Source organism: Rhizobium sp. RM, assembly GCF_013390595.1.
Classification (GTDB): Bacteria; Pseudomonadota; Alphaproteobacteria; order Rhizobiales; family Rhizobiaceae; genus Agrobacterium.
Genome location: NZ_JACAWV010000022.1, coordinates 126,966 through 152,836, shown reverse-complemented (window position 1 = coordinate 152,836; position 25,871 = coordinate 126,966). Strand labels below are relative to the sequence as shown.

The 25,871-nt window shown below is 60.6% G+C and carries 30 protein-coding genes; 11 read left to right on the top strand and 19 right to left on the bottom strand.

Annotated elements, in window-relative coordinates:
* Positions 1–2 precede the first annotated feature (2 nt).
* Positions 3–440: a GNAT family N-acetyltransferase gene (locus HWX89_RS17220; protein ID WP_138792374.1), complete on the bottom strand. Its 438-nt coding sequence runs from the start codon at positions 438–440 to the stop codon at positions 3–5.
* 99 nt (positions 441–539) lie between these two features.
* Positions 540–1,253 (bottom strand): DNA helicase, encoded by a 714-nt coding sequence (locus HWX89_RS17215; RefSeq protein WP_138792373.1) that lies wholly within the window; start codon positions 1,251–1,253, stop codon positions 540–542.
* Positions 1,254–1,593: 340 nt separating this feature from the next.
* Between HWX89_RS17215 and HWX89_RS17210 the strand changes: the two genes are divergently transcribed.
* A complete protein-coding gene (locus tag HWX89_RS17210) occupies positions 1,594–2,463 on the top strand; it encodes a PhzF family phenazine biosynthesis protein (RefSeq protein WP_138792372.1) in 870 nt (289 codons plus the stop codon).
* A gap of 184 nt (positions 2,464–2,647) precedes the next feature.
* Here HWX89_RS17210 and HWX89_RS17205 read toward each other — a convergent pair whose 3' ends face one another.
* Positions 2,648–3,301: a nucleoside/nucleotide kinase family protein gene (locus HWX89_RS17205; protein WP_138792371.1), complete on the bottom strand. Its 654-nt coding sequence runs from the start codon at positions 3,299–3,301 to the stop codon at positions 2,648–2,650.
* A gap of 197 nt (positions 3,302–3,498) precedes the next feature.
* Between HWX89_RS17205 and HWX89_RS17200 the strand changes: the two genes are divergently transcribed.
* The 3 genes from HWX89_RS17200 (at position 3,499) to cml (ending at position 7,153) form a co-directional block, all read left to right on the top strand.
* The gene (locus tag HWX89_RS17200) at positions 3,499–4,311 is read left to right on the top strand and encodes a chromate resistance protein ChrB domain-containing protein (RefSeq protein WP_138792560.1); all 813 of its coding nucleotides are present in this window, start codon (positions 3,499–3,501) and stop codon (positions 4,309–4,311) included.
* A gap of 4 nt (positions 4,312–4,315) precedes the next feature.
* Complete coding sequence (chrA, locus tag HWX89_RS17195) at positions 4,316–5,722, top strand: chromate efflux transporter (protein WP_138792370.1); 1,407 nt, start codon at positions 4,316–4,318, stop codon at positions 5,720–5,722.
* A 231-nt stretch (positions 5,723–5,953) separates the two neighbouring features.
* Positions 5,954–7,153: a CmlA/FloR family chloramphenicol efflux MFS transporter gene (cml, locus tag HWX89_RS17190; protein ID WP_138792369.1), complete on the top strand. Its 1,200-nt coding sequence runs from the start codon at positions 5,954–5,956 to the stop codon at positions 7,151–7,153.
* Between the two features lie 72 nt (positions 7,154–7,225).
* Here the strand turns inward: cml and HWX89_RS17185 are convergent, their stop codons facing one another.
* The 4 genes from HWX89_RS17185 to HWX89_RS17170 form a co-directional block, all read right to left on the bottom strand.
* Complete coding sequence (locus HWX89_RS17185) at positions 7,226–7,564, bottom strand: DUF6616 family protein (protein ID WP_138792368.1); 339 nt, start codon at positions 7,562–7,564, stop codon at positions 7,226–7,228.
* Positions 7,565–7,582: 18 nt separating this feature from the next.
* Entirely contained in the window at positions 7,583–8,377 is a 795-nt protein-coding gene (locus tag HWX89_RS17180; protein ID WP_138792367.1) for a DNA alkylation repair protein, read from the bottom strand.
* The gene (locus tag HWX89_RS17175) at positions 8,374–8,901 is read right to left on the bottom strand and encodes a MarR family winged helix-turn-helix transcriptional regulator (protein ID WP_138792366.1); all 528 of its coding nucleotides are present in this window, start codon (positions 8,899–8,901) and stop codon (positions 8,374–8,376) included. Before HWX89_RS17175 ends, HWX89_RS17180 begins: the two co-directional genes overlap by 4 nt.
* 104 nt (positions 8,902–9,005) lie before the next feature.
* The gene (locus HWX89_RS17170) at positions 9,006–9,671 is read right to left on the bottom strand and encodes an HAD family hydrolase (protein WP_138792365.1); all 666 of its coding nucleotides are present in this window, start codon (positions 9,669–9,671) and stop codon (positions 9,006–9,008) included.
* A 165-nt stretch (positions 9,672–9,836) separates the two neighbouring features.
* Between HWX89_RS17170 and HWX89_RS17165 the strand changes: the two genes are divergently transcribed.
* The 3 genes from HWX89_RS17165 (at position 9,837) to HWX89_RS17155 (ending at position 12,776) form a co-directional block, all read left to right on the top strand.
* A complete protein-coding gene (locus tag HWX89_RS17165) occupies positions 9,837–10,601 on the top strand; it encodes a nucleotidyltransferase domain-containing protein (RefSeq protein WP_138792364.1) in 765 nt (254 codons plus the stop codon).
* A gap of 88 nt (positions 10,602–10,689) precedes the next feature.
* Positions 10,690–11,028 carry a hypothetical protein gene (locus HWX89_RS17160; RefSeq protein ID WP_138792363.1) on the top strand — a complete coding sequence of 113 codons (339 nt, stop codon included), beginning with the start codon at positions 10,690–10,692 and terminating at the stop codon, positions 11,026–11,028.
* A gap of 755 nt (positions 11,029–11,783) precedes the next feature.
* The gene (locus HWX89_RS17155; RefSeq protein WP_138792362.1) at positions 11,784–12,776 is read left to right on the top strand and encodes an alpha/beta hydrolase family protein; all 993 of its coding nucleotides are present in this window, start codon (positions 11,784–11,786) and stop codon (positions 12,774–12,776) included.
* Positions 12,777–14,041: 1,265 nt separating this feature from the next.
* Here the strand turns inward: HWX89_RS17155 and HWX89_RS17150 are convergent.
* From HWX89_RS17150 to HWX89_RS26465, 9 genes are all read right to left on the bottom strand, one after another.
* The gene (locus tag HWX89_RS17150; RefSeq protein WP_138792361.1) at positions 14,042–15,502 is read right to left on the bottom strand and encodes a hypothetical protein; all 1,461 of its coding nucleotides are present in this window, start codon (positions 15,500–15,502) and stop codon (positions 14,042–14,044) included.
* Positions 15,503–15,602: 100 nt separating this feature from the next.
* Positions 15,603–15,911 carry a hypothetical protein gene (locus tag HWX89_RS17145; protein ID WP_138792360.1) on the bottom strand — a complete coding sequence of 103 codons (309 nt, stop codon included), beginning with the start codon at positions 15,909–15,911 and terminating at the stop codon, positions 15,603–15,605.
* The gene (locus HWX89_RS17140; protein ID WP_138792359.1) at positions 15,904–16,314 is read right to left on the bottom strand and encodes a Bbp16 family capsid cement protein; all 411 of its coding nucleotides are present in this window, start codon (positions 16,312–16,314) and stop codon (positions 15,904–15,906) included. Before HWX89_RS17140 ends, HWX89_RS17145 begins: the two co-directional genes overlap by 8 nt.
* A gap of 120 nt (positions 16,315–16,434) precedes the next feature.
* Positions 16,435–17,475 (bottom strand): major capsid protein, encoded by a 1,041-nt coding sequence (locus tag HWX89_RS17135; RefSeq protein ID WP_138792358.1) that lies wholly within the window; start codon positions 17,473–17,475, stop codon positions 16,435–16,437.
* Between the two features lie 3 nt (positions 17,476–17,478).
* Positions 17,479–18,210: a hypothetical protein gene (locus HWX89_RS17130; protein ID WP_246705205.1), complete on the bottom strand. Its 732-nt coding sequence runs from the start codon at positions 18,208–18,210 to the stop codon at positions 17,479–17,481.
* Positions 18,194–18,556, bottom strand: a complete 363-nt coding sequence (locus HWX89_RS17125) for a hypothetical protein (protein ID WP_138792357.1) — start codon at positions 18,554–18,556, stop codon at positions 18,194–18,196. Before HWX89_RS17125 ends, HWX89_RS17130 begins: the two co-directional genes overlap by 17 nt.
* Entirely contained in the window at positions 18,553–20,241 is a 1,689-nt protein-coding gene (locus HWX89_RS17120; RefSeq protein ID WP_138792356.1) for a portal protein, read from the bottom strand. The genes HWX89_RS17125 and HWX89_RS17120 overlap by 4 nt, the downstream gene beginning before the upstream one ends.
* Positions 20,242–20,244: 3 nt before the next feature.
* Positions 20,245–20,487, bottom strand: a complete 243-nt coding sequence (locus tag HWX89_RS17115; RefSeq protein WP_138792355.1) for a hypothetical protein — start codon at positions 20,485–20,487, stop codon at positions 20,245–20,247.
* A 5-nt stretch (positions 20,488–20,492) separates the two neighbouring features.
* Positions 20,493–20,618, bottom strand: a complete 126-nt coding sequence (locus tag HWX89_RS26465) for a hypothetical protein (protein ID WP_286086213.1) — start codon at positions 20,616–20,618, stop codon at positions 20,493–20,495.
* 186 nt (positions 20,619–20,804) lie between these two features.
* Here HWX89_RS26465 and HWX89_RS17110 point away from each other — a divergent pair, with 186 nt between their 5' ends.
* Positions 20,805–21,017: a hypothetical protein gene (locus HWX89_RS17110; protein WP_138792354.1), complete on the top strand. Its 213-nt coding sequence runs from the start codon at positions 20,805–20,807 to the stop codon at positions 21,015–21,017.
* Between the two features lie 18 nt (positions 21,018–21,035).
* Here HWX89_RS17110 and HWX89_RS17105 read toward each other — a convergent pair whose 3' ends face one another.
* On the bottom strand, positions 21,036–21,215 hold the full coding sequence (locus HWX89_RS17105) for a type 2 periplasmic-binding domain-containing protein (protein WP_138792353.1): 180 nt from the start codon (positions 21,213–21,215) through the stop codon (positions 21,036–21,038).
* A gap of 64 nt (positions 21,216–21,279) precedes the next feature.
* Between HWX89_RS17105 and HWX89_RS17100 the strand changes: the two genes are divergently transcribed.
* The gene (locus tag HWX89_RS17100; RefSeq protein WP_138792352.1) at positions 21,280–21,744 is read left to right on the top strand and encodes a GNAT family N-acetyltransferase; all 465 of its coding nucleotides are present in this window, start codon (positions 21,280–21,282) and stop codon (positions 21,742–21,744) included.
* A gap of 74 nt (positions 21,745–21,818) precedes the next feature.
* On the opposite strand, the gene HWX89_RS17095 is transcribed toward HWX89_RS17100, so the two are convergent.
* Together HWX89_RS17095 and HWX89_RS17090 are read right to left on the bottom strand one after the other, a co-directional pair.
* Positions 21,819–22,571 carry an SDR family oxidoreductase gene (locus tag HWX89_RS17095; RefSeq protein WP_138792351.1) on the bottom strand — a complete coding sequence of 251 codons (753 nt, stop codon included), beginning with the start codon at positions 22,569–22,571 and terminating at the stop codon, positions 21,819–21,821.
* On the bottom strand, positions 22,568–24,034 hold the full coding sequence (locus HWX89_RS17090) for an MFS transporter (protein ID WP_138792350.1): 1,467 nt from the start codon (positions 24,032–24,034) through the stop codon (positions 22,568–22,570). The genes HWX89_RS17095 and HWX89_RS17090 overlap by 4 nt, the downstream gene beginning before the upstream one ends.
* Positions 24,035–24,130: 96 nt before the next feature.
* On the opposite strand from HWX89_RS17090, the gene HWX89_RS17085 reads away from it, so the two are divergent.
* Together HWX89_RS17085 and HWX89_RS17080 are read left to right on the top strand one after the other, a co-directional pair.
* Positions 24,131–24,775 carry a TetR family transcriptional regulator gene (locus HWX89_RS17085; RefSeq protein ID WP_210271439.1) on the top strand — a complete coding sequence of 215 codons (645 nt, stop codon included), beginning with the start codon at positions 24,131–24,133 and terminating at the stop codon, positions 24,773–24,775.
* Positions 24,776–24,856: 81 nt separating this feature from the next.
* Entirely contained in the window at positions 24,857–25,819 is a 963-nt protein-coding gene (locus HWX89_RS17080; RefSeq protein WP_138792349.1) for a cation diffusion facilitator family transporter, read from the top strand.
* The last annotated feature ends 52 nt before the right edge of the window (positions 25,820–25,871 follow it).

Here is a 25,871-nt window from a genome sequence, read left to right as displayed (position 1 = left end):
GATCAGGTGCGGGTCTTGATCAGCCGGATCTGGTTGTCGTCGGCCACGCCGTCGTCGCGCCAGCCAAGGTGGCGGTAAAAGCCGGCAGCGCGGCTGTCGGGTTCCGTTTCCAGCCAGATTGCGGCGTGGTGGCGGAAGAGTTCGGCCTCGGCAGCGAGGACGAGGGGTTTGCCCAGCCCTTGTCCCTCATGCGCAGGCAGCACAAAGGCCGCAAACAGCGAGGCTTCTTCGGCATCGATCATGGAAAAGCCCACCACCTCGCCATCGCGCACGGCAACCCATGCTGAGGGCGAGGCGGCAATCATGTCGGCAATGGCATCTTCGGTGATGCCCATCGCGGTCAGCTGCTCCCGCGACAGATGGTTCTCCTGCACCGAGGTCCGCACATGGAATATGGCCGGAATGTCGGTCATCTGGGCAAGTCTGATCTCTGCGGGCACGGCTTCACCTTGATATGTTGTATCTCGACGCCGCTGATATCACCGATTGCACGGGAACGCATGAAAAATGCCGCGACCTGGTGCCGTCGCGGCAGGTTTTCAGGCCACCGCCTTCATCTGCGCTTCGCCGCCATGCAGAAAGCAGGCCTTGCTGAACAGCGCCCTGTCGACAAAGTTGGGCAGGCGGATATCGCCGATATCGGGAAGCCGTTTGCCGGTTGTTTCAAAGGCCCGGTCTATCTGGGAAATGAAGGCGAGGATAATGCCTGTCTCCCTTGCAAAATGCCCAAGCGACTGAAGCTGCTCGGAAAGGTCGGGCTTGCTCCGCTGCTGGTCGAGCAACTGCAGATAATCGATGACGCCGACCGTTCCCGGTTCCAGTCCGGACATCTGCCTGATGATATAGTCGGCGCTGATATCGTCGGAGGTGAACACCTGAACGGCATCCGCGGCAACGCAGGCATCACCCTGCAGGGAGGTCAGATGCCTGCGCGCCTGCGGTTCGGTGAATTCCAGCGTGAAGAACAGCGCCTTGCGGCCATTTCGGGCGGCATCCAGCAGCAGTTTTAGACCAAGCCGCGTCTTGCCCTGGCCGGGGCGCCCGGCCAGCAAAAGCAGATCGCCATTGTCCAGCCGGTCCAGAATAGTCTCGGAAAGCGGCGTGGAAGACAGGCTGGCGGACAGCAGGCTCCAGCGGGCAAAGCCTTCCTCGCGGGCAATGTGATCGAGCGCTTCGTTCAGCGGCAAAGCCTTGTTGCGGGCCATCAATCTGGCGCGTCTTTTCAACTGGAAGATAGGGGCAGAAAGCTTCATCAAAACCTCCATTGCGAGCTGAAACGCAATCCCTCCTCATGCGATGCTCGAACAGATGGTTCGACAAACGGGCGTTACCCTGCATGTGTCATGCTTTCCCGAAAGGAGGGGGGAGGCCTGGGGCAGCCTGTGCCTGAAAGCTAGCGAGTTGCATGATTCCCGGCAAGGGGGCGATTGTTCTCACGGCATTGCGCCCGCGTGTTTCCTCAACGCTGCAAGGCATCCGACCCGGACCGGGGCCTACACCAAATCTGATGGCATCCATCAGCCGATTAGATTTGTCACGGCGCGAGGATGGGAATAGTTGCAGAGGAACCCAGACCACGCAGGGAGCCACAGAGTGCGAACATATAAAGTTGTCGATGCCTTTTCGAACAGGCCGTTCATGGGCAATCCCGTTGCTGTCGTTCTCGAGGCGGAGGGGCTGACCGATGACGAGATGCAGACCATTGCGCGGTGGACAAACCTTTCCGAAACCACCTTCGTTCTGCCCGCGACCACACCGGATGCGGACTACCGCCTTCGTATTTTCACGCCGCGAAGCGAGTTGCCGTTTGCGGGGCATCCGACCCTGGGTAGTGCCCATGCCGTGCTGGAGGCGGGCCTTGCCAGCCCGAGTTCGGGCCTGCTCGTTCAGGAGTGTGGAGCAGGGCTCATCAGGATTTCCGTGGCGGGAGAGGGTACTGAGCGAAGACTGACGTTGTCGATGCCACCGGCGAAAATCCGCACGCTGACAGGTGCGGAGGTGGATGAACTTGAAGCCATCCTCGGCCGTGCTGTTCAAAGGGAGAACGCCCCTGCCATCGTTGACGTCGGCGCGGTCTGGGTCGTGGCGCGTCTTCAGGATGGCGAGGCTGTTCTCGGATTGACACCTGATTTCGCACGTTCGGCAGCGTTCGAGCGTCAACTTGGCGCCACCGGCGTAACCGTGTTCGGCGCCTACCAGGGTGGCGAGGCGGACATTGAAGTCCGCTCCTTCGCGCCGTCCTGCGGTGTGGAAGAGGACCCCGTCTGCGGCTCCGGCAACGGCAGTGTCGGCTATTTCCGCGCAGCACGCGAAGCATCTGCAGCAGGTGGCATCCACTACACGGCGTCACAGGGGCGCCGGGTCGACCGCGACGGCCGCATATCGGTCATCGCCGATGGCAAAGGCGGTGTCACTGTTGGCGGCATGTGCGTGACATGTGCCGAGGGCACATTGCTTTATTGATCTGACGTCAGGGATTGGGGACAACAACCATCGTCCGCCTGCAGTGACGTTGTGCTCAGGGGCAGGGAATTGGCAGGTAACTGGATATCGGGAGGCGGGGCCTCGCTTCATACGCTCCAGGCTGAAATCTTCGTGCCGATTTTGGCTCGGCCGGACGATGAACGAGATACCAGCCCCCTAGAGTTCACAGGCCGGAATGACCGCTTACGAGATGTGTCGCGTCAATATCGCTGTTGTCGATTACCACGGTGGCGCGCTTTTCCGGCTGGCAGGTGCGAATATAGATCTGCTGCCCCTCGTAGTAACGCCGGTTCTCAGTGGCGAGCGGGTCGGGATTCGAGCCGTCTCGTTTTGCCATTCTGGCGTAGGAAACGGCAAATGGCACCGACAGGAAGATGCTGAAATCCCAGATTCCCGCCAGTTCATCCCGGTGCAGGAATATGCCGTCGATCACCAGCAGGCTGGCGGTTTCGACTTTGGCCGTGCGCGTTATCTCTGCATCCCGCACATGGTCGAAGCGGGCGGTGGAGACGGAGCTTGCACCAGCGCGAAACGGATCTATCAGTGTCTCGCGAAACATCGGGTAGTTATAGGAATCCTCGAAGAAGCCTTGCGGGTCGGATTTGCCACGGCGGTAGCGGAGCACCCGGCTGTTGTGAAAGCCATCCACGCTGGCCTGAATGACGGAATGTCCCGCGTCAACGAGCATTGCCGACAGTCGCCCGGCAAAAACCGTCTTTCCGGCACCATCCACGCCATCGATCGCGATGATCCTTCGCCCCCCGGGTTCCGCTATCCGGTTGCAAAGCTCGCGCAGAATTTCGGTTTCTGGTGTCATGTTCGAATTCCGGGCTATGGCTGTGTGCCGTTTTCTATGGGGCCATTCTGACACTGGCATGACGCCTTTGCCTGCGGGCGATCCGGCTTGACAGGCGGCCTCGATCGGTGTGAGAATTTGGCATGGGGCAGCGATCACCCCACGAGGCTACGGCTGAAGAAGCGCGTCCATTCACCCGCATCAACGGAGGACGCGCCATGCCGTCATTTCTGGAAATCACCCCGGACAAGCTGAACCGTATTCTTGGCACGCCTGGCTTGCCGGCCCTTATCGATGTTCGCGACGATAACGACTTCGCCGCCGATCCGCGTTTTATTCCCTGTTCCATCCGACGCGACTACAGGATGGTGGCGGCCTGGGCTGATACGTTGACGACACCTGCCATCGTGTTCTGCCAGAAAGGAAAAAAGCTTGTTCACGGTGTTGCCGCCCATCTTCGGGCGCTCGGCAGGCAGGCCGAGGTGCTGGAAGGCGGCTTTGAGGCCTGGCGGGAGAGTGGTGGCGTCCTGATCCCTGAAAACAGGATGCCGCCGCGTGACCCGCTCGGGCGGACGGTGTGGGTCACACGCGCACGGCCGAAGATCGACCGGATCGCCTGTCCCTGGCTGATCCGCCGCTTCGTTGATCCCTTCGCCGTCTTTCTGTTCGTTCCGGCTGCGGAGGTGGAGGCCGTTGCAGAGCGTTTCAGTGCGACGCCGTTCGACATCGAAGAGGTGTTCTGGAGCCATCGCGGCAATCTCTGCACCTTCGATGTGATGGTCGAGGAATTCGGCCTGAAAAACGAGCCGCTTCTGCGTCTTGCCACCATTGTGCGCGGCGCCGATACGGCGCGTCCGGAACTGGCACCTGAGGTGCCGGGCCTGCTTGCGGCGTCGCTTGGTCTGTCGCGCATGTTCAATGACGATCTCGAGCAACTGGCGGCAGGTCTGACAGTCTACGACGCCTTCTATCGCTGGTGTCGCGATGCCACCGATGAAACGCACAACTGGCCGAACCCGAGGAAGGGCTGAGGCCATGAGCGATTTTGCAAAAGACACCGAAGACGCGCGCGGTGCGTCCAGTCGTGACCTCGTTCCCCTGTCGGATGCGGTACGTGTCTGGGCGCGGGTGGCCGCTTTGAGTTTTGGCGGCCCGGCCGGACAGATTGCCCTTATCCATCGTATCGTTGTCGATGAAAAACGCTGGGTTGGCGAACACCGTTTCCTGCATGCCCTGAACTACTGCATGCTTTTGCCCGGACCCGAAGCGCACCAGCTTGCAATCTATATCGGCTGGCTTCTCAACAGAACCAAAGGCGGCATGATCGCCGGTCTGCTGTTTGTCCTGCCCGGTTTTCTCGCCATTCTGGCGTTGAGCTACATTTACGTGCTGTTTGGCGATGTGACCTTTATCGAGGGCATGTTCTTCGGGCTTAAATGTGCCGTACTTGCCGTGGTGATGCAGGCCGTGTTCAGGATTGGCGGCAGGGCGCTCGGCAATGGCACGATGATGGCTCTCGCCGCCTCGGCCTTTGCGGCGATCTTTGTGTTCAAGGTGCCTTTTCCGCTGATCATCATCACATCAGGTGTCATTGGTTATATCGGTGGCCGCGCTGGTCTAGCGGCTTTCCGGGGCTCGGGCGGACACAAGTCGGGATCAAGGACAATTCTCGAGGATCGGGATTCCATTCTTGGCGAGGAGATCCCCTATCACGCACGGCCCAATCTCGGATGGTCTATAAAGACCTGCGGCGTTCTCACGGTGCTGTGGCTGGTGCCGGTGGCTGTGCTGTTGCTGACGCTTGGCCAGGACAGCGTGTTTTCCAGGATCGGCGTGTTCTTCAGCCAGATGGCGGTCGTCACGTTCGGCGGCGCTTATGCGGTGCTTGCCTATGTGGCGCAGCAGGCCGTCGAGAACTTTGGCTGGTTGCAGCCAGGCGAAATGCTGGATGGTCTGGGCATGGCTGAAACGACACCGGGGCCATTGATCATGGTCACGCAGTTCGTCGGCTTTCTCGCCGCTTATCGCGATCCGGGATCGCTCGATCCGCTTTTTGCGGCAACGCTTGCAGCGATCCTGACGACCTGGGTGACATTCCTGCCAAGCTTCCTCTGGATCTTCGCCGGCGCGCCTTTTATCGAATCCATGCGCGGCAACGCCGCTCTCGGCGCCGCGATGTCGGCAATCACTGCGGCGGTCGTCGGAGTCATCCTGAACCTCGCGATCTGGTTCGGGCTGCATGTGCTGTTTGCCGAGGTGACGGCCGTGGAATTTGCCGGAATTTCCCTTGAGCTACCGGTGCTGACCACGCTCAGCCTTCCGTCCCTGCTGCTTACGCTTCTCGCGGTCGGGGCAATATTCGCACTGAAGCTTTCGGTGATAACAACCCTGCTTGTGTCAGCCACGCTCGGCATCATCTGGCATGTGCTTGGCGCGGGATGAGCAAAGCGGCGGGGAGTGCATGAGTGCCCGCAGCTTGAACCGCGACCAACAATCGCCTAACCTCCCGGGCATCGAGATTTCGCCCGTGGAGTGCATTATGGGTTCGGCCAAACAAGCAGACAGATAAGCCGCAACAGCTTTTTCGTTGTTGCGGCGTCCTGTCGAACCCAGATCCAGCCATTGCTGCAGACAGACGTTGCCAGATGCTCTCATTTGTGCGGACGTTTTCTCATGTCTCATCCTACTCCTCTCTGGAGCCACCGCCTGCCTGCGGCACTGCTGCTGATGGCGCCTTTCGATATCCTCGCGTCGCTGGCGATGGATATCTATCTGCCGGTCGTTCCGGCCATGCCCGGTATTCTCGGCACCAGCCCCGGCATCGTCCAGTTAACGCTCAGTCTCTACATGGTGACACTTGGCGCAGGTCAGCTCGTCTTCGGGCCGGTTTCCGATCGCATCGGCCGTCGCCCGGTGCTGATTTTCGGGGGTGCCGTGTTTGCCATCGCGTCCTTCGCGCTTGCCGCATCTTCCGCAGCCGTACCGTTCCTGCTGCTGCGGTTGCTGCAGGGGCTTGGCGCCTCGGCGGCGCTGGTTGCCCTGTTTGCAACGGTTCGCGATGTTTACGCGGAACGCCCGGAAGGTGCGACCATCTACAGCCTGTTCGGATCGATGCTGGCTTTCGTGCCCGCGCTCGGGCCGATTGCCGGGGCCCTGATTGCCGATGCCTATGGATGGCGGGCAATCTTCCTCCTGCTCGGCGGGCTTGCCTTGCTGGCGGTCCTCAATGCGCTGGGGCAATGGCACGAAACACGACCGGTCACGGCCACGCCATCGCGCCGGTCCTTCCGGCCGATGTTCCGCAGCCTTGCATTCTGGAGCTATACGCTGGGTTTCAGTGCGGCGATGGGCACGTTTTTCGTGTTCTTCTCCACCGCGCCGCGGGTGCTGATCGACAAAGCGGGGTACTCCGAACTGCACTTCAGCCTGATGTTTGCGACAGTGGCGGTGGTGATGATCCTCACCAGCCGCTTTGCCAGAGGATTTGTCGCGGCCTGGGGCATTCCCGGCAGCCTCGTCAGGGGCATGGTCATGCTCCTGGCCGGTGCCATCCTGCTCAGTCTCGGGCAGACATTCGCGCAGCCATCCTTCTTCAGCTTCGTCATGCCGATGTGGCTGATGGCGACAGGCATCGTGTTTGCGGTGTCCGTCACGGCCAATGGTGCGCTGGCCGAATTCGACGACAGGGCCGGCTCGGCAGTGGCGCTCTATTTCTGCATCCAGAGCCTGTTCGTCGGCATCGTGGGAACGCTGATGGTCCTCACATTTGATGGCGACACTGCCTGGCCGCTGGTGGCCTATGTCACGGTCATGGCGGTGCTGGTGCTGTTTGCGCTTTACCTGCTGCGTCGAAACCGCCGCCAGGTCCTATGATGTCTGCCGGGCGGTGGATGATCTGCCGCCCGGCAATCTCATGTGTGGATAAGCAGGGCTTCAAGGCTCCCCTTACAGCGCTGCCAGTTCCGCAAGATGCGCGTTCAGGTCGCCACCGGCGCCTGTGGCGTTGATCGTGTCGAAGTAGTCGTGCCAGCCGGAGGCGGCGATGCCGTTGATGAGGGCCTGCATGGCGGTGGCGTCAGGGGCGCGCCAGATTGCGAAGAACTGCTGGGTAGGGGCGTTCAGTGTTGTCGCCTCGGTTCGTCCCAGCGCGATTGCCTCGATGCCAAGGGCGGACAAGGCGCCCATGCCGGCGCCGATGGTTTCGAAAAAGCCGGCGCGGCCGGCTTCATCCAGAGACAGCCATTGCTGCCTGGGGGAATAAAGTTCGGCAAGATAGTGTGTCATCGGTATGGGCCTTTCGTTTCATGAAGCCTTGCGGGTGAGTGAGCGCAGCGCGCGGCGGCAGATCCGCTGTGTTTGCGGCGTCGGGCTCTGGCTGGACCAGCGGTCGCAAAGGTCCTGCACCCAGTCTGGCCGGTCCTTGCTGGCATCGTTCAGCCAGTTGCCGAGGGAATCCTGAACGTAGGGGGCAGGGTCGGCACGCAGGGGCTCGAGGATCGGCAAGGCCTGCTCAGGGCACTGGCGCAGCGTTGCGATATGCGCGCACCACACGCCGCGCGGCCGGGTCGCCTCGCACGCGAAACGTCGCAGCCGTTCCGAAGGCGCATGGGTCCAGGCGGCAAGCTCGCGGATGGCGCTTTCTAGATCCCTGGCAATATGCGGGCGCACCGCCATCCATGCCCATTCGCGCACGCCGAAATGCATGTCGTCAGCCAGCGGCCTGATGAGCTGAAGGCGCTGATGAAGCGTGTGGTCGGGCGTCGCTCCCACCAGAAAACATGCCCAGCCGCGCACCGTATCGGAAGGGTGCTGGCGCAGCCTGTCCAGCATCGACGCGCCCTGATGCTCGTCCACCAGCGCCTGCCGGATCAGGTGCGCCGCCAGCGCCATGCGCCGGGAAATGCCATCTGTCGAGGTCTGCCGCATGGTTCCGATTGCCTCTTCGCCAATTTCAGGCAGGGCGGCGGCCATAAGGGCAGCGAAATCGACGGCCAGGCATTCCGTCAGCGTGGTCGCCTCCACAGTGCCTGCATTCAGCAGCGCCAGACGTGACGGTGCGATATCCGCAATGCGTTTTCCGGATGCACGACCGCTCACGGGCGAGGGGCCTCTGTCGCGGCGGGGTCATCATGCGGCAGGGTCACGTTGCGCCATACACGCTGCAGCATGTTGCTCAGCACCACGCGCTCGGCGGCGTCGAAGCCCGTAAATAATGAGCCGATCCAGCGGCTGTGTTCATGGAAAAGCTCTGCGGCCGTCGCCTGTCCCTTTTCCGTCAGGCGAACGGAGACCTTGCGGCGATCCTGCCTGTCGTTGTGCCGGGCCAGAAAACCATCGCGTTCCAGCCCGTCCAGAAGACCTGTTACCGTTGCACGCGTCACACCGGCGCGTTCGGCCAGTTCGTGCGGCGCCAGCCCCTCGGGCAGATCGCGCAGCAGAAACAGCAGAACGAATTTGCCTTCCGACAGGTTGTGTGGCGCAAGCCGCCCGGCGCAGGCATGATCGATGGAGGCCGCCAGCGACAGCACCTCGAAACACAAGCGCATATTGCCAATGTCAGTCTGACCCCGGCGTTCGGCCTCGTCGAGCAAGGCAAGGTGTTTTTGTTCCAGTAATGTCATGTGGCGGCATATAGTATGGCGCCTAACGATGAGTCAACAGGCTGTTTCTATTGGGGTAAGGCCGCAATGTGGGATCGGCTGGCAGGGCAGTGGCGCGGTCTGGCTCAGATGCCGAGAATGGACCGCGCTTCGGCGAGCGAACCTGCCTGGTGGTGGGCGCGCAGATCTCGGCTCATCACCATGTCGGGTATCTGGATGACCTTCGCCAGTCCGGCCTCCACGGCAGCGCGCACGCCAAGGTCGCTGTCGTCAAGCGCGATGCACTCCGATGGGTCGAGACCGAGCGCTGCTGCGGCGGCGATATACACATCCGGCGCAGGCTTGCCGCGCTTGACCTTGTCGACGCCGACGACTGCGTTGACGCGCTCGAGAAGACCGGCATGTTCGAGCTTCCATTCGGCTCTGGCGGTGACGCTGTTGGTGGCGATGGCGCGGGGCAGTTTGCGCTCATCCAGCGCGTCCAGAAAATCATGCACACCGGGACGCAGGGGAATGGCGTCGCGCATTTTCGCGTCCATCGCCTCGTTCCAGGCACGGTTCAGCTCCTGGCTGTCGATGGAGGCGCCGATTTCGAGGTTGATCAGCCGCGCGCTTTCCACCCGGTCGACACCGACCAGCGTGTGAAAGAAATCCTGCGAAACCGCATATCCGAGACTGCGGAGCACCGCTGGCCCGACCTCGAACTGTAGCCGTTCGGTATCGAGCAGAAGCCCATCAAGGTCGAGCAACACACCTGAAAACTGCAACGCCATCGTTTCACCCCCTGCCATCAAGCTCCCGGTTTAAGCGGCCAGTCTCATATAGTCCAGCCCGAGGCGGGCATGTCGGCCATGTGGCAGGGCGCGTTCAGGTGCGATCTGGACGTGTGGCTTGATTCCCGAGCGTATTGTGATCTTAGTCACTCTCCAACAGCGATATGTCCTGGGGATAGTGCGATGGGCGAGGGCCAGAGCAAATATTGCGCGGAGGTGGTGAACGCGATTGAACGCATCAGGCGGTTCGCGCAACAATCTCACGCGAACGCCGAGGCGGCGTTGCTGGCGGGCTCGCGCTCAAGGGGCACAGCACGGGCGAACTCGGATTACGACGTCGTTCTGTTTTTCCCTTCGCTGCCCACGGGCGCATGGCGCGAGGTTGTGGCGTTCGAAGGGCAGGTGCTTGAAGTCTTTTGTCACGACCTCAACACGTTCTCCTATTTCTGCCGGGAGATTGACCGCCCATCAGGAAAACCGGTTCTGCCTGCGCTGGTGACGGAAGGAATCTCCGTCTTGCCGCCCACGCCGACGCTGGAGCGTGCGCGTGTCATCGCAAAGCAGGTGATTGACGCAGGACCTCTGCCGCTGACCAACCCTGAGATCGATCGCCGCCGCCATGTTATTTCGGATCTGGCTTTGGCGCTCGATGCCACCACATCAGAACACGAGCGTCTTGCAACAGGCGCGACGCTCTATATCGAGCTGGCGGATTTTGCATTGCGGGCCAATGGGCAATGGAGTGCAGCGGGCAAGGCATTGCCTCGGGCTCTTGCGACCATGTCAGACGGTCTTGCCCTGCAATTTGAAAGATCATTCCAGGCGCTGTTTGCGGGACCGGAAATCCGGCAGGTCAATGACCTCATCGACGACGTTCTGCGAGATTTTGGCGGTCGACTGAGAGAAGGATACAGACAGCACGCACCCATCGACTGGCGGGATGCTTGAGGCCATCGTTCTTCGTCAAATATCTGCTCGTCACAGTTCGTAGATACGGCTAGATTCACGTGGGCCGTTACCGGGAGGGACACAATTCATGCGTTTGAATCCAATTTTGCTTCTCGCCGCGTCGCTGTTTTCAGCCTCTGCAGTTCATGCGAAATCTCCTGATGATGTTGCCGATCTTGTTGGAGCGCGGGCACCGGGGGCGGAAAGCGAGATGCAATCGCGCGGTTATGTGGATGTCGGCGGCAACAATACCTGGTGGAATGCCGATACAAAGGTCTGCGTCCGGGTGCATGTATCGCAGGGGCGCTATTCGGCCATATCGCAAATCAAGGCATCGGCCTGCGGCCAATCCGGTGGAAAAACCTCCGAATGCCCTCCTGATCTGTCCCAGGCCGATCTTTACAAGCATCCCGGTTGCAGCCTTTAACCGTGCTCGCGCACTTAATACCGGCGATTTTGCCTGTCGCGTTCAAGTTTCGCGCGACGCCTTATGCGGTAGATCAGGAAGCCGAGCAGACCGCCGCCGGCTGCCCATAATAGCGGCGGTGTGTGGGTTGGTGCCGAAATTAACAAGCCAGTCATTGCGCCGAAAGCGATATAAAGTTGGCGTATGCGTGCCTGGTAACGTCGGCTGTTTGTTATGATATGATAACACTCGCGAAAGTCCCGCCACACGCGCCTCAGCACGCGCACAGGTCTTTCCCGAGCCATTTTCTCGTCAATTGCGTTTCGTTGCCGCTCCGTCCGTGCCTCTGTCTTCTTGAGACGCTCCGCAACCCTTGCTTGCCAGCTCATGCCATCCCCTTTTGCGTGAGTAGAGCATCTGCCGCTTTCGCTGGTGTAAAAAGACCCGCTAAATTTTGAATTCCCTGTCCGTTTCCGACCGCGAATGCGTGGTGGGGCATTGAGCGCCACGGCATCAGCCACCACGTGGCCACACGCTCAAATGCAACAGGATGTTCGAATTCCTCCAGCGCGTGACGTCAGAAGCTTCCGGCAGAACTGATACCTTGGCGCAATTTTTACGATTGCGCCGCCTCTGGTGGTCGCCTGCTGTCCGCTTCTGGTGCGCAGGGGAAGTCCGCAGTCGGCCCAAAGGAGACATCTGACGTAGGTCTCTAGTTAGTCGGACCGCATCGAGCTAATACTATGGCTAGGGCAACGGGAACTCCGGAGGATCGCATGCTGGTTGGTTTAAAGTCAGGCTTTGCAGTCGATCCTCTACGTCGAAGTTGGGACGGGATAGCTGCTCGTCCTTTGGTATGGACTGCGTGGTATCCCGTTGATGTCGGATCAGTCGCGGATGGCCCTTTGGAAACGTCGTGGTTCAGGAGAGAAGCCGTCATCGTCAATGCGCCAGCATCCCGCGCCTATGTTTCTTTTCCGCTCGTCCTCCTTTCGCACGGGACAGGAGCCACAGCGGCCGCTCTAGAGTGGCTTGGCTTCCGCCTAGCTCAGCAGGGCTATATCGCATTGGCGATTAATCACCACGGCAACACAGGGTCAGAACCGTACCGCGCCGAAGGGTTTCTCTGCATGTGGGAGCGAGCCGCTGACTTCAAGGCCATTCTTGACCAGTCTAGCTGGCGGAGCGAATTAGGAGTTGAGATCAATAGTCAGATATTTGCGGCAGGCTTTTCCGCCGGAGCCTACACCGCTCTATTGTTGGCCGGTGCGCGCGTTGCATTCTCACAGTTCGAACCGGACAACCCACTAAGAAGCCCTGTCAGAGGGCCACGAGAGTTTCCGAATCTCGCCGATGAACTCCCAAACCTTTATGAAAATCCGGTTTTCCGGGCTTCCTGGGATCGACGCCGCGCAGATTTCTCGGAGGCTCGAGTCCGTTCGGCGCTCGGCATTGCACCGGGACGCTCTGTCTTAGGCTTCTCACAAGACAGTCTTCAGCACATCAGGATACCGGTTTACTTAATAGGTGGGGACGACGACGCGATCGCTCCACCCATGCAATGCTGCCAATGGCTGTCCGAGCACATACCGCTTTGCAGGTCCGAGGTTCTGAGCGGCGGCGTTGGCCACTACACGTTCTTGCCCGAAGGTTCTGAAACCGGGCGGACCGCTGCCCCAGAACTTTTCGCTGATCCGAAAGGACTTTCAAGAACTGCTATCCACGACATCGTAGCAAGAAAAGCAGCCGATTTATTTGCACGCTCCTGATATAACTTAAAGTTGTTTGTATTATTTAAATCGCGCTATAGTCGCCGAAAACAGAGAGCTCGATGCCACACAATAAGGAGTTTCGCGGCGGCCGCAATGACCGGTCTTGGCGCATCCCAGCCAATCCGGAAGATTCCAGTGATCCTGGCTGGTAATAAACTGTGCGGTTCCAAGGGAATTGATTCCGCTTAATCAAGCTGCCCGACACCGGCGATTTCGCGGCAACTTTCTTGACAAAGACGTCTCGACGTTGCGGCATCTTGCGCTCTTCATTTCTGATCTCGCCGGCGCCGAACGCGCTACTTTTGCACAAAGAATGTGAACGGTGCTGCATAATGTGCGCTTGTCGTGACGGCTTAGGATTTACGTAACCTGTAGCGGGACAGAATCCACCGTATATTCAAGAATATGCTCCATGCACGACGCGAGAAAAAGCAATTATGACCAAATTGATCTGGAAAATTTATTCAGTATCGAATCTCGTATTGGCGGTGGGGCTTTTGCTCTGGCCCCCGGAGGATTTCGGACCCATAGCTGCGGCGCGGACTGTTTGCGCTTCTTTTGCGTTCTTTCTAGTATATTGTTATGCATTTGATGTGCGTTGGAGGGGCTTTCTGAGCAAAAAGAAGACCTGTTTTGTTTTAATTGGTTTCATATTGGTTGATTTACTGTGGAGCTTCGTGGACCTTTATAATGTTGTACACCTAGGGATGCCAATCTTTCTCGTGTCAATCATGCTTTCTGTTCTTGCATACTTTAACTTTATAGCGATTTATCGGTACGGGTTAGCTTCCGACGAAATAGAAAGACACGCCTCCCATAAACCAAAGAGTCTTTAGCGGGCGGTATACACACCCAACAAGGATCGCTTATCGCTGGTAGATTTAAACGGGTGAGAAGCTGCACTGTCGGTCCCCCTGACGGAGCGGAAACAAACTGTTTTCCGGCGTTTCAGGCAGGTTTCTCCGAGGAGCAGCATATAGCTGCGGATGTAGGAGTCTACGCGATCGGCCCTCTCCGACCGAGCCAGAATAGATCTCTTTTCAATCTCTGCCTCGGCCGGAGGACGGCCGCATTTGGCGCTTTCCAACCGCTGCTTTACATCGACAAATTCCCTCCGTCTGCGTCCGGCTCACGCAGCGTTCAACGTCTTTTCGCGGTCCGCGCGTCTCTCCGGGAACGGCACTCGGCCCTCCTTCGATGGGGACAATGCCGTTCAATCTATGCATCCTGATGACGGATCATCGGTACAAGCGACGGCACGCTCAAACCACCGCCAGCTTCTCCAGCCTCGGTCGGCGCACGCGGATTGTGGCGGAGCCGGGGGCCATGAAGATGATGTCGAGGGCGCGGCTGACGATCCATTGGACGCTGTCGAAGGCGGGCAGGGTTGCCGGTTCGGTGGCGTCTTCGAAGGTGAAACCTTCGGTCGAAGGGAAGACGCCGTAATTGCCGACGCCGGTGCCTGGCTGGTTGCAGCCGTGGGCATAGATCGAGGTGTTGACGCCATCTCGGGTGTAGTTGAAATCCATGGAGGGCGAGGCGGCACCCAGATTTGTTGCGCCCGACATGACCTCGACGGTGGAGAAGCCCTGCAGAACCTCGCCGGCGGTGACCTTGGTGGCGGGGCTGGTCACTTCGTTCTGGAACAGAATGCCACCATTGGCTGCCGTTGCGGTGATGACGAATTCCACGTAACGCCCGGCCGCGTCTTCTCCCACATTCACGGTAAAGGCCGTGGTGGTGTCGTTGGCGCGGCGCCGCGCAATCCAGCTTGTCGGCACACCGGCCAGTGCGCCGCCTGTGGCATTGGTGCCAAGCGTTCCGCCGGCGTTCAGGGTGCCGCTGGTGCCTGAAAATTCCGGGTTGGTCAGAAGCTGGGTCGGGTAGTTCGCGGAATAGCGTTCCGAGGCATCAGAATAGGAAACGGGAAGGGGTGGAATAGCTTCCCTTATGATGTCGGCAAGCTTCTTGCCCACCGCATAGGCGCCGGGAACCGCCTCATGCACGAGAACACCGGAATCGTTCATCATCGCGCCGGTGCGGAAGGTAATTGCGCTGCTGGTGGTGGTCAGCGGGTTCCGCAGCGCATCGCGCACTTCCAGAAGGTGCACGTCGCGCCGTCCCTTGCAGAGCGCCTGGATCTTGCGGTTGGCATCGGCGGTCGCGGCAATCATCGTCGCATTGTAGTTGGATGCGCCATGCAGGGTGCGGAAAATGCACTGAATGCCAAGTGCGCTGCAGGCGTTCAGAAGCCGTGCGGCATTGGCGACGATGTTGTCGGCCACATTGGTCAGCGTAACCGCCGCGCCGCTCAAAAGGTCGGTGTAGCTGCTCTGGGCGATGTCATTGGTGCCCATGGTGAAGATCAGCGTGCCCGCACCGCTGGCAACCAGCGAGCCATTGCCGAGATCGGCCAGAAAACGCTGCAGGATCTGGTCGCTGCGCTCGCCGGATGCAGCGCGCTTGACCACGAACTGCATTCTCTGGCCGCTCAGCGCATTGGCAATGTTGATGCTGTTATAGACGGTGCGGCGTACCCGCGTGCCGGGGTCCATGAAGGTCTGCGCCACCAGGCTGTCGCCATAGAGCGCCACCAGATTGGTGGATTTCGTGGCGCGGGTCAGCGGCACCACACCCAGAACGCGCTGGTCGTTGAACATCTTCGTGCTGTCATCGACAAAGCGCACGCCGAGAACGCGCTGCTCGTTGTAAAGTTCTGCCATGGGTCACCGTCTGGAAAAGAGGATAGAGCGGAGGAGAGGGCGGCCTGAAGCCGCCCCGATGTTTGCGCGTTTGCCGGTCCGCAGCCGCTGGCGCTGTGGCTCAGTCGGCCGGGCTGTCCGGGTCCGGCTGCTGTTGCGGCAACCAGTCGGGCGGCGGGCCGCCCGGTTCCCGCTGCACGCCATCGCCTTTCGGCCCGGTTGATCCGGCAGCCGGTCTGGCGACGTTTTTCACCGGTTTGCGGGTGCTGTCCTGCCGCACGGCTGCGGCGCGTTCGGGCGTGTAGGGCGCCACCCATTTCGGCCGGCGCGTTTCGTCCTTCCACAGCGCATCGTCAATCTCGAAGCTGTCGCCCGCCTCGCGGATTTCACCGTCGATGTACCCACGGGTACTGGCGATGACCTTAACCATTGGAATGGTTTCCGAGTGTCACGCCAGCGGTGATCCTGCCCGCCGTCGGCGCTGTGCCGGTGACCGTGTAGTTCAGCCGCAGATAACGTTCGGCCGTGCCACGCGGCAGATACTCCGGCAGCAGAACCTTGCCGGTTTTCAGCTCCGCCAGCGGAACCGTCTGCGACCAGAGGCTTTTCGGCGATGAAAAGCCGGTGTTGTCGTCGCTCTGCAGGTCGAGCGTCAGCGAGGTGAGGTTGTTGAAATCCTCCACCACCTGCAGGCGGAACGGGACCGCTTTGCCCTTGCCGATATCGCGGGCGATGCCGGAGGCAACAGGGCCGAGGTCGAGCGTGTTGGCGGAAGGCGCCGTGGCTGTCACGGCCTGGGCGTTGGAAAGCATGCTTTGAGTGTCGAAAATCACGACGTATTCCTTTCTCAAACGTCGACCGAATGCGGTTTCGGGGGTATCCGCTGCGGCAACGAGACAAGCGGGGAGAGGGCCTGCCGCCCTGAAACTGGCGGCAGACGCTTTGGGCAATTGTCAGAGTGCGACGGGCGGAACCGGCGCCTCGGTGCTTAGAAGCGAGTCCGCGATGCGGATCGGGATGTTGCGATAAGTCGTCACTTCCTCGCCTTCGAGGTTGGCGGATTTCAGCGGCACGGAGTTGGCGCGTCCCGTCGTCAGGCCACGGTCGGTGGACTGTTCGTCAAGAATTTCCATGACCTGGCGGTTCATGTAGCACACCGTGCGGCCGCCCTTGGCGTTGATGCCGTAGGTCATGTAGAGGCGGTAATAAGCCTGGCGCAGAAGCTTCCAGAGGTCGACATTGCCGGCCATCATCTCCGACACATCGATATTGGCGATACGCGCCATGTAGCGGTAATCCTTGACGAAAGCGCCCATGTGCCACTCGAAGGCGGTGACCTTGGCGTAATAGGTGTTGCCGTCGTCGTCCTTCACCGGCTCTTCGCCCTTGTCCATCACTTCCACGCCGGCCTTGGTGCCTTCGGGGTAGAGCAGGGATGCGGCATGGTCGGCCCAGGTCACGAACCAGATGGAGGTGTTGTCGCCGCCGGTGCCACCGGCATTGATCACCTGGTTGGCGGCGTTTGGCCGCGTCGGGTCGGGAATGTTGCTGTTATAGGCGCTGAAACGCGGCGCAAAACCCTTGAACTTTTCCGGGGTCTTGTCCGTGTCGTGGTAGAAAAGGCCGGTTGCCATTTCCTGGTTCATGGCTTCCAGAAACGGTGCGCTGTCGACCAGACGCTGCTTGGCCGGGTCTGGCGCCAGTTTCAGCAGGCGCGTATCGATTTCCGAGCGCGCTTCGAGAAAACCTGTCGTGTCGTCCACCTGCTGCAGCGTGCTCTTCGACTTCTGCACACCCTTGTAAAGTTTGCCCCAGCCGGCCGATGGCAGGCCGGTGCGGATGGAGTGGCGGTGAATGCCTTTGAGATTGCACTGGGTGGCAATCGCATCCTTCAGAATGGGGTTGTTCTGCGCCAGCAGTTCAAGAACGATGCCCTCACCGGATGCCTTGTGGGCGTCGACGAGGGTGGGAACGGTGCTACCAATGATAGCCATAGCTTATTTGCCCTTCGGTGCGTCGTTAGGAAAAAGAAGGTGAGCGGTTTCGGCCTTCCTGCCGTCGCCGTCTGCGCCTCCGGTTGGTGGGTTGTCCTCGCGGATCATCGATCCGACTTTCGCAAATATCCGGATGAGTTCTGGGTGGTTGCCTCCGCCGCTGGCGTTCAGATATTCCTTCAGGGCAGGTGTCCCGAGGGTGGAAAGGGCGCGCTGCGCATTGGACACCGTGCCCTGCCATTTGTGGCCGCCGATATCCCGGTCCCTGCGGGCGTCATCGGCCCAGCCCTGCACACGGTTGGCCCAGCCTTCGGCTGCGGCAGCACCGCGTTTCGTCTGTGTCTCGATGAAGGTATCGGCCAGTTTCTGTGCCTGCCGGCTGGTCAGGCCCATGTCCCTGAAATCGGTGCCCAGCGCATCGAGAAGCTCCTGATCGACCTCCACGCCTTCCGGCATGGTCAGGCTGTATCTGCCGTCTTCGGGCACCGTGTCAGCCAGTTCGCCAGCCTCGTCACTGGCGGGGTCATCAACCGCGTCATCGTCGGCTTTTGCATCGGCAATGGTCAGGGTTTGGCCGTTTTCAGCCTCATCGCCGGTCTGCGCCCTGTCATCGGGAAACAGCACAGCCTCGGGAGAGGGCGATACGCCATCGCCTCCGGGGCTGCCGGAACCGCTGCCTTCGGCAGCAAACAGGAACGCCGTCAGGCCAAGCCACCTGTTAGGCATCAACGTCATGGTCTTCACCTTCCTCGCTTGAGGCACGGCGTTTTGCCGCCGCCTCATCCATGGCCCTGAAATCCGCGATGGCCAGCAACAGCTTCGGGTAGAAGGTTGGGTCGATGCTATCGAGCTGTGCGATAAGCTTGCGACCGGCACCCTGCCTGCCAAGCGTGTAGTTCGTTGCGTTGGTCAGTTCCCCCGAATAGGCATCCTGGTAGATGGCGCATTGTTCCAGCATCCAGAACAGCACGCGCTTGCCGGCATCGAGAGCAAAGACATCACGAAACGCCATCGTGATTTCGTCACGCTCCAAGGTGTGAAGGGCAGAAGGTTGTTGGCTCAAATGGGTGAAATCCGTCATGCGCCGAGCCCCAGCTGGCGCAGCAGCGCGCTGCCATTCGGGTTCTCATTGGCGCTGGCCAGCAGTTCGGCGGCCTTGGCGCCCTGGTTCAGCGCCGGTGCCATGGTGGAGGCCATTTCGGCAGACCGTCTTGCCTGTGCTTCCTCGGCTCGCCGGTCGCGGATGGCCTGTACCTTGTCGTCCGCCAGGATCAGCGAGGGCGGCGCGCCGATCGCTTCGACATAGAGGTCGATCGCCTCGTCGGTATCGAGCTTGTCCAGCGCATCCGGTCTTGCCCCGGCAAGCTGGCCGATGAAGGCGACACCGCGCTCGATCGGCCCGGTGGAAACCGCCATCTGCGCCTGCGCCAGCGTGGAGGTATATTCCACCTTGAGCTGCTCGCCCTGCAATTCGCGCGGCGGCGGCGGCAGCTCATCGCGGGCGGCCAGAATGTCGAAGGTGCGGTCGATGGTCGGTCCGAGCTGGTCTCCGAAGACATTTTCCAGCACCGGGCCCAGTTGCAGCAGCTGCTCTTCCTTGCGCTGCGTCAGTTCGAACTGATTGCGCGGCTGCACGCCTTCCATGTTGGTGATGGCGAAGAACAGATCGGCGAAAAACGTGCGGTCGATGCGGCGCTGGGTTTCCTGGATGTCTTCGCGCAGCTCCGAAAGGCTGAGATTGACCTCCATGGCCGGGCGAAAGCCCTTGCCGGCCGGATCGTCCACATAGTTCACCGCACCCGGCAGAAGCGAGGTCGGGCTGTTCTGCATGGAGGTCGGCGCGTTCATGGGCGGGCGCACCTTCTTGTCTATGCCCTCCAGCTTGCGGGTCTGTTCAAGCTGCAGCATCCTGATATCGCCCAGAGCCTTCTGTCCCGGCGACAGCGAATAATGGTCGTCGTCGGACAGCTCCCAGGCGGGCGCGATGATGGGGTTGCTGTCGAAACCGCTTTCTTCCAGCAGCTCCGTGCCGATGTCATCCACCCAATAGTTGGAGAGAAACGGCTTGTTGCGCTTGTCGCGCATGGCCGGATCGTGGTCGTAACGCGGCTCTATGGCGTGGTAGACATCGAAACATTCGGCATATCTGGCCGTGTCGTAGAGGTCGCGAATGCGCTGCGGCACCTGCGTGTAACCGAAGCGCTCGACAATGCGCTGCACGCTCCAGCGAAACACCCGGTAAAGCGTGGTGGCGCGGCCCTTGTGGTTGCGCGCAAGCCAGAAGCGGCCGTGCACAAGCTGCTGCACGCGGATGACGGTGTCCTCATCCTCCACCAGAATGGCGACCGACTGGCCGAACTGGCCAAGATCGCCATAGCCCACATGAAAGGCGCGGTAGAGGTTCGATGCGGCAAAGACTTCGCGCATCTTGTCCTGCACGGCGGCCAGATAGGCCTTGACGGAATCCGCCTTCTTCAGGCCGGGATCGAAGGTCGTCAGGCGAAACCACGGCCGGGCGGGCGAGGTGAGGCCGGAATGCATGCCGGATTTCAGGGTGTCATAGGCATGGGTGCCGGTGCTGTCGATGATCCTGGCGCGTGAGCGCGGACCTTCGCGGTTGCCGGACAGGCGAAGCCGGGTTGGCTCGATGTAATCGGCCAGCGCCCGCCATTCCGCTTCCCAGGGCTGGCGGACCTGTTTCAGCTCTTCCAGACGGCGGCGGTGATAGGTGATCTGCGTTTCGTGCGAACGGGGAAAATCGGCCATGGCTCAGGCTCCCAGCAGGGTTTTCTTGCCGTCCGTGCCGGTCAGCGTGGGCGAGGAGGTCTGTGCCAGCGAGCCGACGCCGGTGGCCGAGGTCAGGATGGTGCTGCTCGCACCCTTGATCCGGTCGGTGGCACGCCGCGCCGTGGTGGCCTGTGCGGCCGCATAGTCAGGCGTTTTCTGCTGCGCATATTCAGGCGGGGCAACGGGGGCCGCGGCGGTGGTCTTGGGAGAAGAAAACATGCACATGGCAATCATCCGAGGTTATCAGGAACAGGGAAAACAGCGGTGGCTGGCACGCGGCGCAGAACCACGCCCGCACGCATCACCGGCAGGCCGGTGGCGAAGACGCGCAGATCCATGTCGAAGGTGTCATCCATAAGCTGCTCCACACGGCCACCCGGCCATCTGCAGCGAAGGTGCGCGATGAATGGTTGTCAGCCTGAATTGCAGGCGGAACGGTCGCGCCTTGCAAGGTCGCGAGGTGCCTGAAACCAGCCTTTGGCGAACCGAAAAATCGCCATTACATCAGCATGAGAAAAGCAGTCGCGCGCACAGAATGTGTCATGACAGGTCAAGCACCGACCCGGTGGCAACGCATGGTCACGATCTTCAAGATCGTCTGGACCGCATCGGTGATACTCCTATGCACCACGGTCGGTGTCCTGATCGGTCTGGAAAATCACGGCATCGGCGGTGCTATCGGCCTTGGTATAGCCGGCCTGATTATCGGTGGTTTTCTCAGCAGGCCCGATATTCTTTTCATGTTTCTCCACTGAACTGGCCAGAAAATCACATCAAAGAGACGTCTTGTTCACACTGCGCTCCAGATGCTGGATGAACAGCCGGACCTTCGGCGCGATGTGTTTGCGGGTAGGATAGATCAGCGAAATCGGAATGTTTGCCCTGGACAATTCCGGCAGGACAATCTCAAGCCGGCCTTCCTTCACATCGTCGTCGTCGCTGCACGGCGGCATTTCGTTCGACTAAAAGCAGAGCAGGACATTATAGTGCGCTCGAAAGTGGCGCAGAGGTTCAATCATGTCGGTCAGATTGCGAACGGTGGGCGAGGCGGAGAAGGGGCAGCTTCGGGGCATGCTTTCGACGTATCTGCAGGAACTCAGCCAGTATGGTGCTGTCGATGCCGATTATGTTTATTTTGACAGCTATTGGACCGATCAGGACCGCTGGCCGTATTTCCTCGACCATGGCGGCGCTGTGGCCGGTTTTTCCCTCATCAACACCTGGTCGACATCGCTGAAGGGCACGGATTTCGCGGTCGCCGAGTTTTATATCAAACCGGAATTTCGCAGCGCCGGCGTCGGCAAGGGTGCCTTCACCAGTCTCCTGGAACGCCACCCCGGCATATGGGAACTCAGCGTTCTCAAGGACAACCACGCCGCAGAAAAGTTCTGGCGCCAGACCATCGCAACGGCGGATGTGAAGGCAATCGAGCGGATCGAGCTTGATGACGTCTGGATTTACCGGTTTGTTGCGGGAGCTTAGACGCCTGTCAACGATATGACCGGGCGACGCCAGCGTGTTGCCCGGTTATGTCATTCAGCCCTCTTTCGCCAGCATCATACCGAAGGATAAAGCCCGCCGTCGTCGGCGTCGATGTCGATGGTCAGCGAGATATGGCGGGGGCGTGTCAGGGCGTAGAGGGCGGCTTCCACCACGTCGCGGCTGGTGCCGCGTTCGCCCTTCTGTCGTGTTGCAGCGTCCATCCAGTCCTGCTGGTCGGGGCGGGCGTCGTCGAGATAGGGCGGGTTGACCAGGATCGAACGGAACCTGCTGCCTGAAAACGCCTGTCTGAGCCCTTCGGCAAGGGCGACCTGTCCGCGTTTGGCGGCGTAAAACGGCACGGAAACGGATTGCAGGGCGGCATTCGGCAGACCGCTGATCGAGCCGATTGTCACCACATCGGGTGTTTCGGATGCCAGCATCAGCGGGCGAAGCCCTTGCACGAAGAGGAATGTGCCGGTGATGGCGGCGTTGATAACGGCAAGCACGTCTTCCTGCCGATAGGGCTCGTCGCTGGCTTCCAGCCACATGGCGCCGTTGTTGATGAGGATATCGACACGGTCTTTTCTCGCGGCGATCCGGTTGACGGCGTCGTTGATACTCTGGGCTCCGGCAAGGTCCAGCGCAATGATCTCGGGCTTCTTGCCGCTGCGTTCCGCAACAAGCGTTGCGATGTTCTGCAGATCCTCGGTCCTGCGGCCGCACAGCACCAGTTCGCAGCCCGCATCGGCAAGCGACAGGGCAAAGGCGGCGCCCAGGCCACGGCCGGCCCCGGTGATGACGGCGATCTTTCCAGCCAGCGTGTTCATGAGTTTGCTCCTTCAGTCCGGGTTGCCATCCATGCCACCAGCGCGGCACCCGCCAGCACGACGGCGGTTGCCGCCGCCAGAACTGACATGAAGGACAGGTTGAATGCGGCCGCGGCGGCGCGCTGCAGCGCATCGCTGGCCGGTCCCGTCAGGCTTTGTGCCTGCCGCATGGCCTGATCAATGCCTTCGGCGGCCACGCCGTCACCCTCGAATGCATGGCTGTAGATTGCCGCAAGCGCACTGCCGAAGATGGTCACACCCATGGCGCCGCCGAGTTCGAACGAGACTTCTTCCACGGAGGCAGCCGTGCCGGCGCTTTCCGCCGGCGCATTGTGCAGGATCGAGGCGGAGGCGGAGGTCATCGTCGCGCCGACGCCAATGCCGATCACCACCATCGAGACGATTTCAACGACGAGCGATTGCATGCCGAAGAGGTGAATGAGCCCGCCGACGGCCATCAGCGCCATCGACACCGGCAACATGCGCATGCCGAAGCGTGGCAGAAGCCGGCCGGCAATCGGACCGGCCAGAAATGCCGCGAGCGGCAGGGGCAGGAGCCTGATACCCGCTTCCAGCGGCGAAAGCCCCAGCACAAGCTGGAAACGCTGCGTCATTGCCAGTTCCAGGCCGATCAGGGCAGATGCGGCAATGAGCGCGGCGATGACACCGCCGCTGAAACTGGCATTGGCAAACAGCCGCAGATCGAGCATCGGCCGGGCCGCACGGCGCTGGCCGCGAATGAAGGCAGAGACGAAAACAATGCCGGTCACACCGGCAATCGCGGCGATGGCAAGTGACGGTTCCGGCTTGCCGAATTCCTTGATGGCGAGCGTGGAGGCAACCAGACCGACCATGATCTGCACCGAGGCCATGAGGCTGAAGGGGTGATGCGCGCTGCCTTTCTTATCCGGCACGAACAGGCTGCCCAGCACCAGCGCCAGCGCCACGATCGGCACGTTGATCAGGAACACCGACCCCCACCAGAAGAACTCCAGCAGAAAACCGCCGAGGATCGGCCCGAAGGCCGCACCGCCGGAGGCAATGGCAGCCCATATGCCGATGGCAAGGCTGCGCTCGCGCTCATCCTCAAAGGTGTGGCGAATGATGGATAGCGTGGCCGGCATCATCATGGCCGCCCCGATCGCCAGCGCGACACGCCCGCCAATCAGCACGTCGGGCGAGGGTGCGAAGGCGGCAAGCAGGGAGGCGAGACCAAACACCAGAAGCCCGCCGAGAAACAGCGGCTTTGCGCCGTAACGATCACCCAGCGCACCGGACGCGGGCAGCAGTCCGGCCACCGTCAGCGCATAGGCATTGACGATCCAGAGTTTTTCAGAGGGGCTTGCCTGCAGCTCCTGCGTCAGGCGCGGCAAGGCCGTGTAGAGCACCGTCATGTCGATGACGATGAGCAGCAATGCGCTCGACACCACGGCGAGCACCAACCAGCGATTATTCCAGGACATCACGATTTCCCGATACGTCTCATCAAACGGCGGCAATCTCTACACTGTAGAAATAACTTTGCAAGCATGCTATTGGCTGATGCCACGGAGTTGATGATGACCAGAACCGAAACCCAGATGTCCGCCCGTGGGCTCGACAAATCCCTGATGACAGCCACCGCCATCGCGCTGATGGAAGAGATCGGCGCGGACAAATTCAGCGTGAGAAAGCTGGCGGAGCGGCTCGGCTGCGATCCGATGGCCGTGCTTTATCATTTCAGGAACAAGGACGGGCTCCTGCGCGCCATGGCAGACGGGCTGACCGCGAGGCTCGCGCTTGTTTCAGGCGACCAGCCGTGGGCCGACAGGCTGCGGCAACTGGCCGGGCAGTACCGACAGATTGCGCTTTCCTACCCGGCCACCTTTGCACTGTTTCAGCGTTATCTCAGCACGGGCAGGGCGGATTTTGCCCATATCGAAATGGTGCATGGCGCGCTGGTGGAGGCCGGTTTGCGGGATGAGGACATGCCCGCCGTCAGCCTTGCCTGGTATGCCGGCATCATCGGCCTGTGCATGGGGGAAATCTCCGGGCTGATCCGCCCCACATCGGCGGAGGACGATCTGGAACTGAACACACTGCCGCCTGCGGAATACCCGCTCACAAGGCGGCTGCAACCCCGTTACCGCCACCTGCATGCAACAGAGGTTTTCGACCGCGCGGTCGACATGTTGCGCGCAGGTATCGAAGCCGCGCGGCGCTGATCTGCCGCAGACATGCGAAGGCAACGCCTCTGTGGCATGATGCGCTTTCGCCGGACCGACAAAACTGTTTGAGTAAGAAGAATGTTTTCCACCCCCCTTAGAGATTTTTATCATCTTCGAGATGAGCAGGGCGTCTTTCGCCTGTCCATTTCCATGACCATCCTCGTTGCGACGTTCGGCATCGTCACCGGTATCCTGTCCGGTTCGGCCTCGATCATCTTCGACGGTATCTACTCGTTCCTAGATACGATCATGAGCCTTCTGTCGCTGTGGGTGGCAAAGCTGATCCTGGCCGACACGCAGATCGTCGGCAATCTTTCGGAGCGGTTTCGCAAGCGCTTTTCCATGGGCTTCTGGCATCTGGAACCCATCGTCCTCGGCCTCAACGGCACGCTGCTTTTCACCGTGGCAGCTTACGCGCTGGTCAATGCGCTCGGCACCATTCTCAATGGCGGCACGGAACTCAGCATGGATGCGGCCGTGGCCTACGCCGCAGTTACCCTCGTCATCAGCCTCGTCATGGCGCGCATCGCCAGCGTCGCCAACCGCAAGATCGGCTCGGCGCTGATCGGGCTCGATGTGAAGGGCTGGCTGGTCGGCGGCGGCATTTCCGGCGCCCTGCTGGTGGCATTCGGCACGGCCTTGCTGCTGGAAGGGACCAGCTTTGCCTGGCTCATTCCCTATGTCGACCCTGTCGCGCTGGTGCTCGTCTGCCTCGTCATCATTCCGCTGCCCATCAGAACAGTGCGGGATGCGCTGGCGGATATTCTGATGATTACGCCTGCCGATCTGCGGCGCCACGTCCGCTCCGTCACGACAGAGTTCGTCGAACGCCACGGCTTCAGCGATTTCCGCGCCTATGTCGCAAAAACCGGCCGCTCACGCGAAATCAGCGTCTACATCATCGTACCCGAAGACCGCGCCACCCGCTCGCTGCTGGAATGGGACACACTGAGAGACGAACTCGGCGACGCCATCGGCGGCAAAGGCCCGGACCGCTGGATCACCATTACCTTCACCAGCGACCTGCGCTGGGCGGAGTAGTGGGTGTCAGACGCCGTGCTGCAAATTCTGCGCAGCGCGGTAGACACGCCAG

Bases quoted from the DNA above. Each gene is read 5' to 3' on its own strand.
- HWX89_RS17215 (WP_138792373.1), bottom strand. From the start codon at position 1,253: ATGAAGCTTTCTGCCCCTATCTTCCAGTTGAAAAGACGCGCCAGATTG.
- HWX89_RS17205 (WP_138792371.1), bottom strand. From the start codon at position 3,301: ATGACACCAGAAACCGAAATTCTGCGCGAGCTTTGCAACCGGATAGCG.
- HWX89_RS17200 (WP_138792560.1), top strand. From the start codon at position 3,499: ATGCCGTCATTTCTGGAAATCACCCCGGACAAGCTGAACCGTATTCTT.
- chrA (WP_138792370.1), top strand. From the start codon at position 4,316: ATGAGCGATTTTGCAAAAGACACCGAAGACGCGCGCGGTGCGTCCAGT.
- cml (WP_138792369.1), top strand. From the start codon at position 5,954: ATGTCTCATCCTACTCCTCTCTGGAGCCACCGCCTGCCTGCGGCACTG.
- HWX89_RS17185 (WP_138792368.1), bottom strand. From the start codon at position 7,564: ATGACACACTATCTTGCCGAACTTTATTCCCCCAGGCAGCAATGGCTG.
- HWX89_RS17175 (WP_138792366.1), bottom strand. From the start codon at position 8,901: ATGACATTACTGGAACAAAAACACCTTGCCTTGCTCGACGAGGCCGAA.
- HWX89_RS17170 (WP_138792365.1), bottom strand. From the start codon at position 9,671: ATGGCAGGGGGTGAAACGATGGCGTTGCAGTTTTCAGGTGTGTTGCTC.
- HWX89_RS17165 (WP_138792364.1), top strand. From the start codon at position 9,837: ATGGGCGAGGGCCAGAGCAAATATTGCGCGGAGGTGGTGAACGCGATT.
- HWX89_RS17160 (WP_138792363.1), top strand. From the start codon at position 10,690: ATGCGTTTGAATCCAATTTTGCTTCTCGCCGCGTCGCTGTTTTCAGCC.
- HWX89_RS17155 (WP_138792362.1), top strand. From the start codon at position 11,784: ATGCTGGTTGGTTTAAAGTCAGGCTTTGCAGTCGATCCTCTACGTCGA.
- HWX89_RS17150 (WP_138792361.1), bottom strand. From the start codon at position 15,502: ATGGCAGAACTTTACAACGAGCAGCGCGTTCTCGGCGTGCGCTTTGTC.
- HWX89_RS17145 (WP_138792360.1), bottom strand. From the start codon at position 15,911: ATGGTTAAGGTCATCGCCAGTACCCGTGGGTACATCGACGGTGAAATC.
- HWX89_RS17135 (WP_138792358.1), bottom strand. From the start codon at position 17,475: ATGGCTATCATTGGTAGCACCGTTCCCACCCTCGTCGACGCCCACAAG.
- HWX89_RS17130 (WP_246705205.1), bottom strand. From the start codon at position 18,210: ATGACGTTGATGCCTAACAGGTGGCTTGGCCTGACGGCGTTCCTGTTT.
- HWX89_RS17125 (WP_138792357.1), bottom strand. From the start codon at position 18,556: ATGACGGATTTCACCCATTTGAGCCAACAACCTTCTGCCCTTCACACC.
- HWX89_RS17120 (WP_138792356.1), bottom strand. From the start codon at position 20,241: ATGGCCGATTTTCCCCGTTCGCACGAAACGCAGATCACCTATCACCGC.
- HWX89_RS17115 (WP_138792355.1), bottom strand. From the start codon at position 20,487: ATGTGCATGTTTTCTTCTCCCAAGACCACCGCCGCGGCCCCCGTTGCC.
- HWX89_RS26465 (WP_286086213.1), bottom strand. From the start codon at position 20,618: ATGGATGACACCTTCGACATGGATCTGCGCGTCTTCGCCACCGGCCTG.
- HWX89_RS17110 (WP_138792354.1), top strand. From the start codon at position 20,805: ATGACAGGTCAAGCACCGACCCGGTGGCAACGCATGGTCACGATCTTC.
- HWX89_RS17105 (WP_138792353.1), bottom strand. From the start codon at position 21,215: ATGCCGCCGTGCAGCGACGACGACGATGTGAAGGAAGGCCGGCTTGAG.
- HWX89_RS17100 (WP_138792352.1), top strand. From the start codon at position 21,280: ATGTCGGTCAGATTGCGAACGGTGGGCGAGGCGGAGAAGGGGCAGCTT.
- HWX89_RS17095 (WP_138792351.1), bottom strand. From the start codon at position 22,571: ATGAACACGCTGGCTGGAAAGATCGCCGTCATCACCGGGGCCGGCCGT.
- HWX89_RS17090 (WP_138792350.1), bottom strand. From the start codon at position 24,034: ATGTCCTGGAATAATCGCTGGTTGGTGCTCGCCGTGGTGTCGAGCGCA.
- HWX89_RS17085 (WP_210271439.1), top strand. From the start codon at position 24,131: ATGACCAGAACCGAAACCCAGATGTCCGCCCGTGGGCTCGACAAATCC.
- HWX89_RS17080 (WP_138792349.1), top strand. From the start codon at position 24,857: ATGTTTTCCACCCCCCTTAGAGATTTTTATCATCTTCGAGATGAGCAG.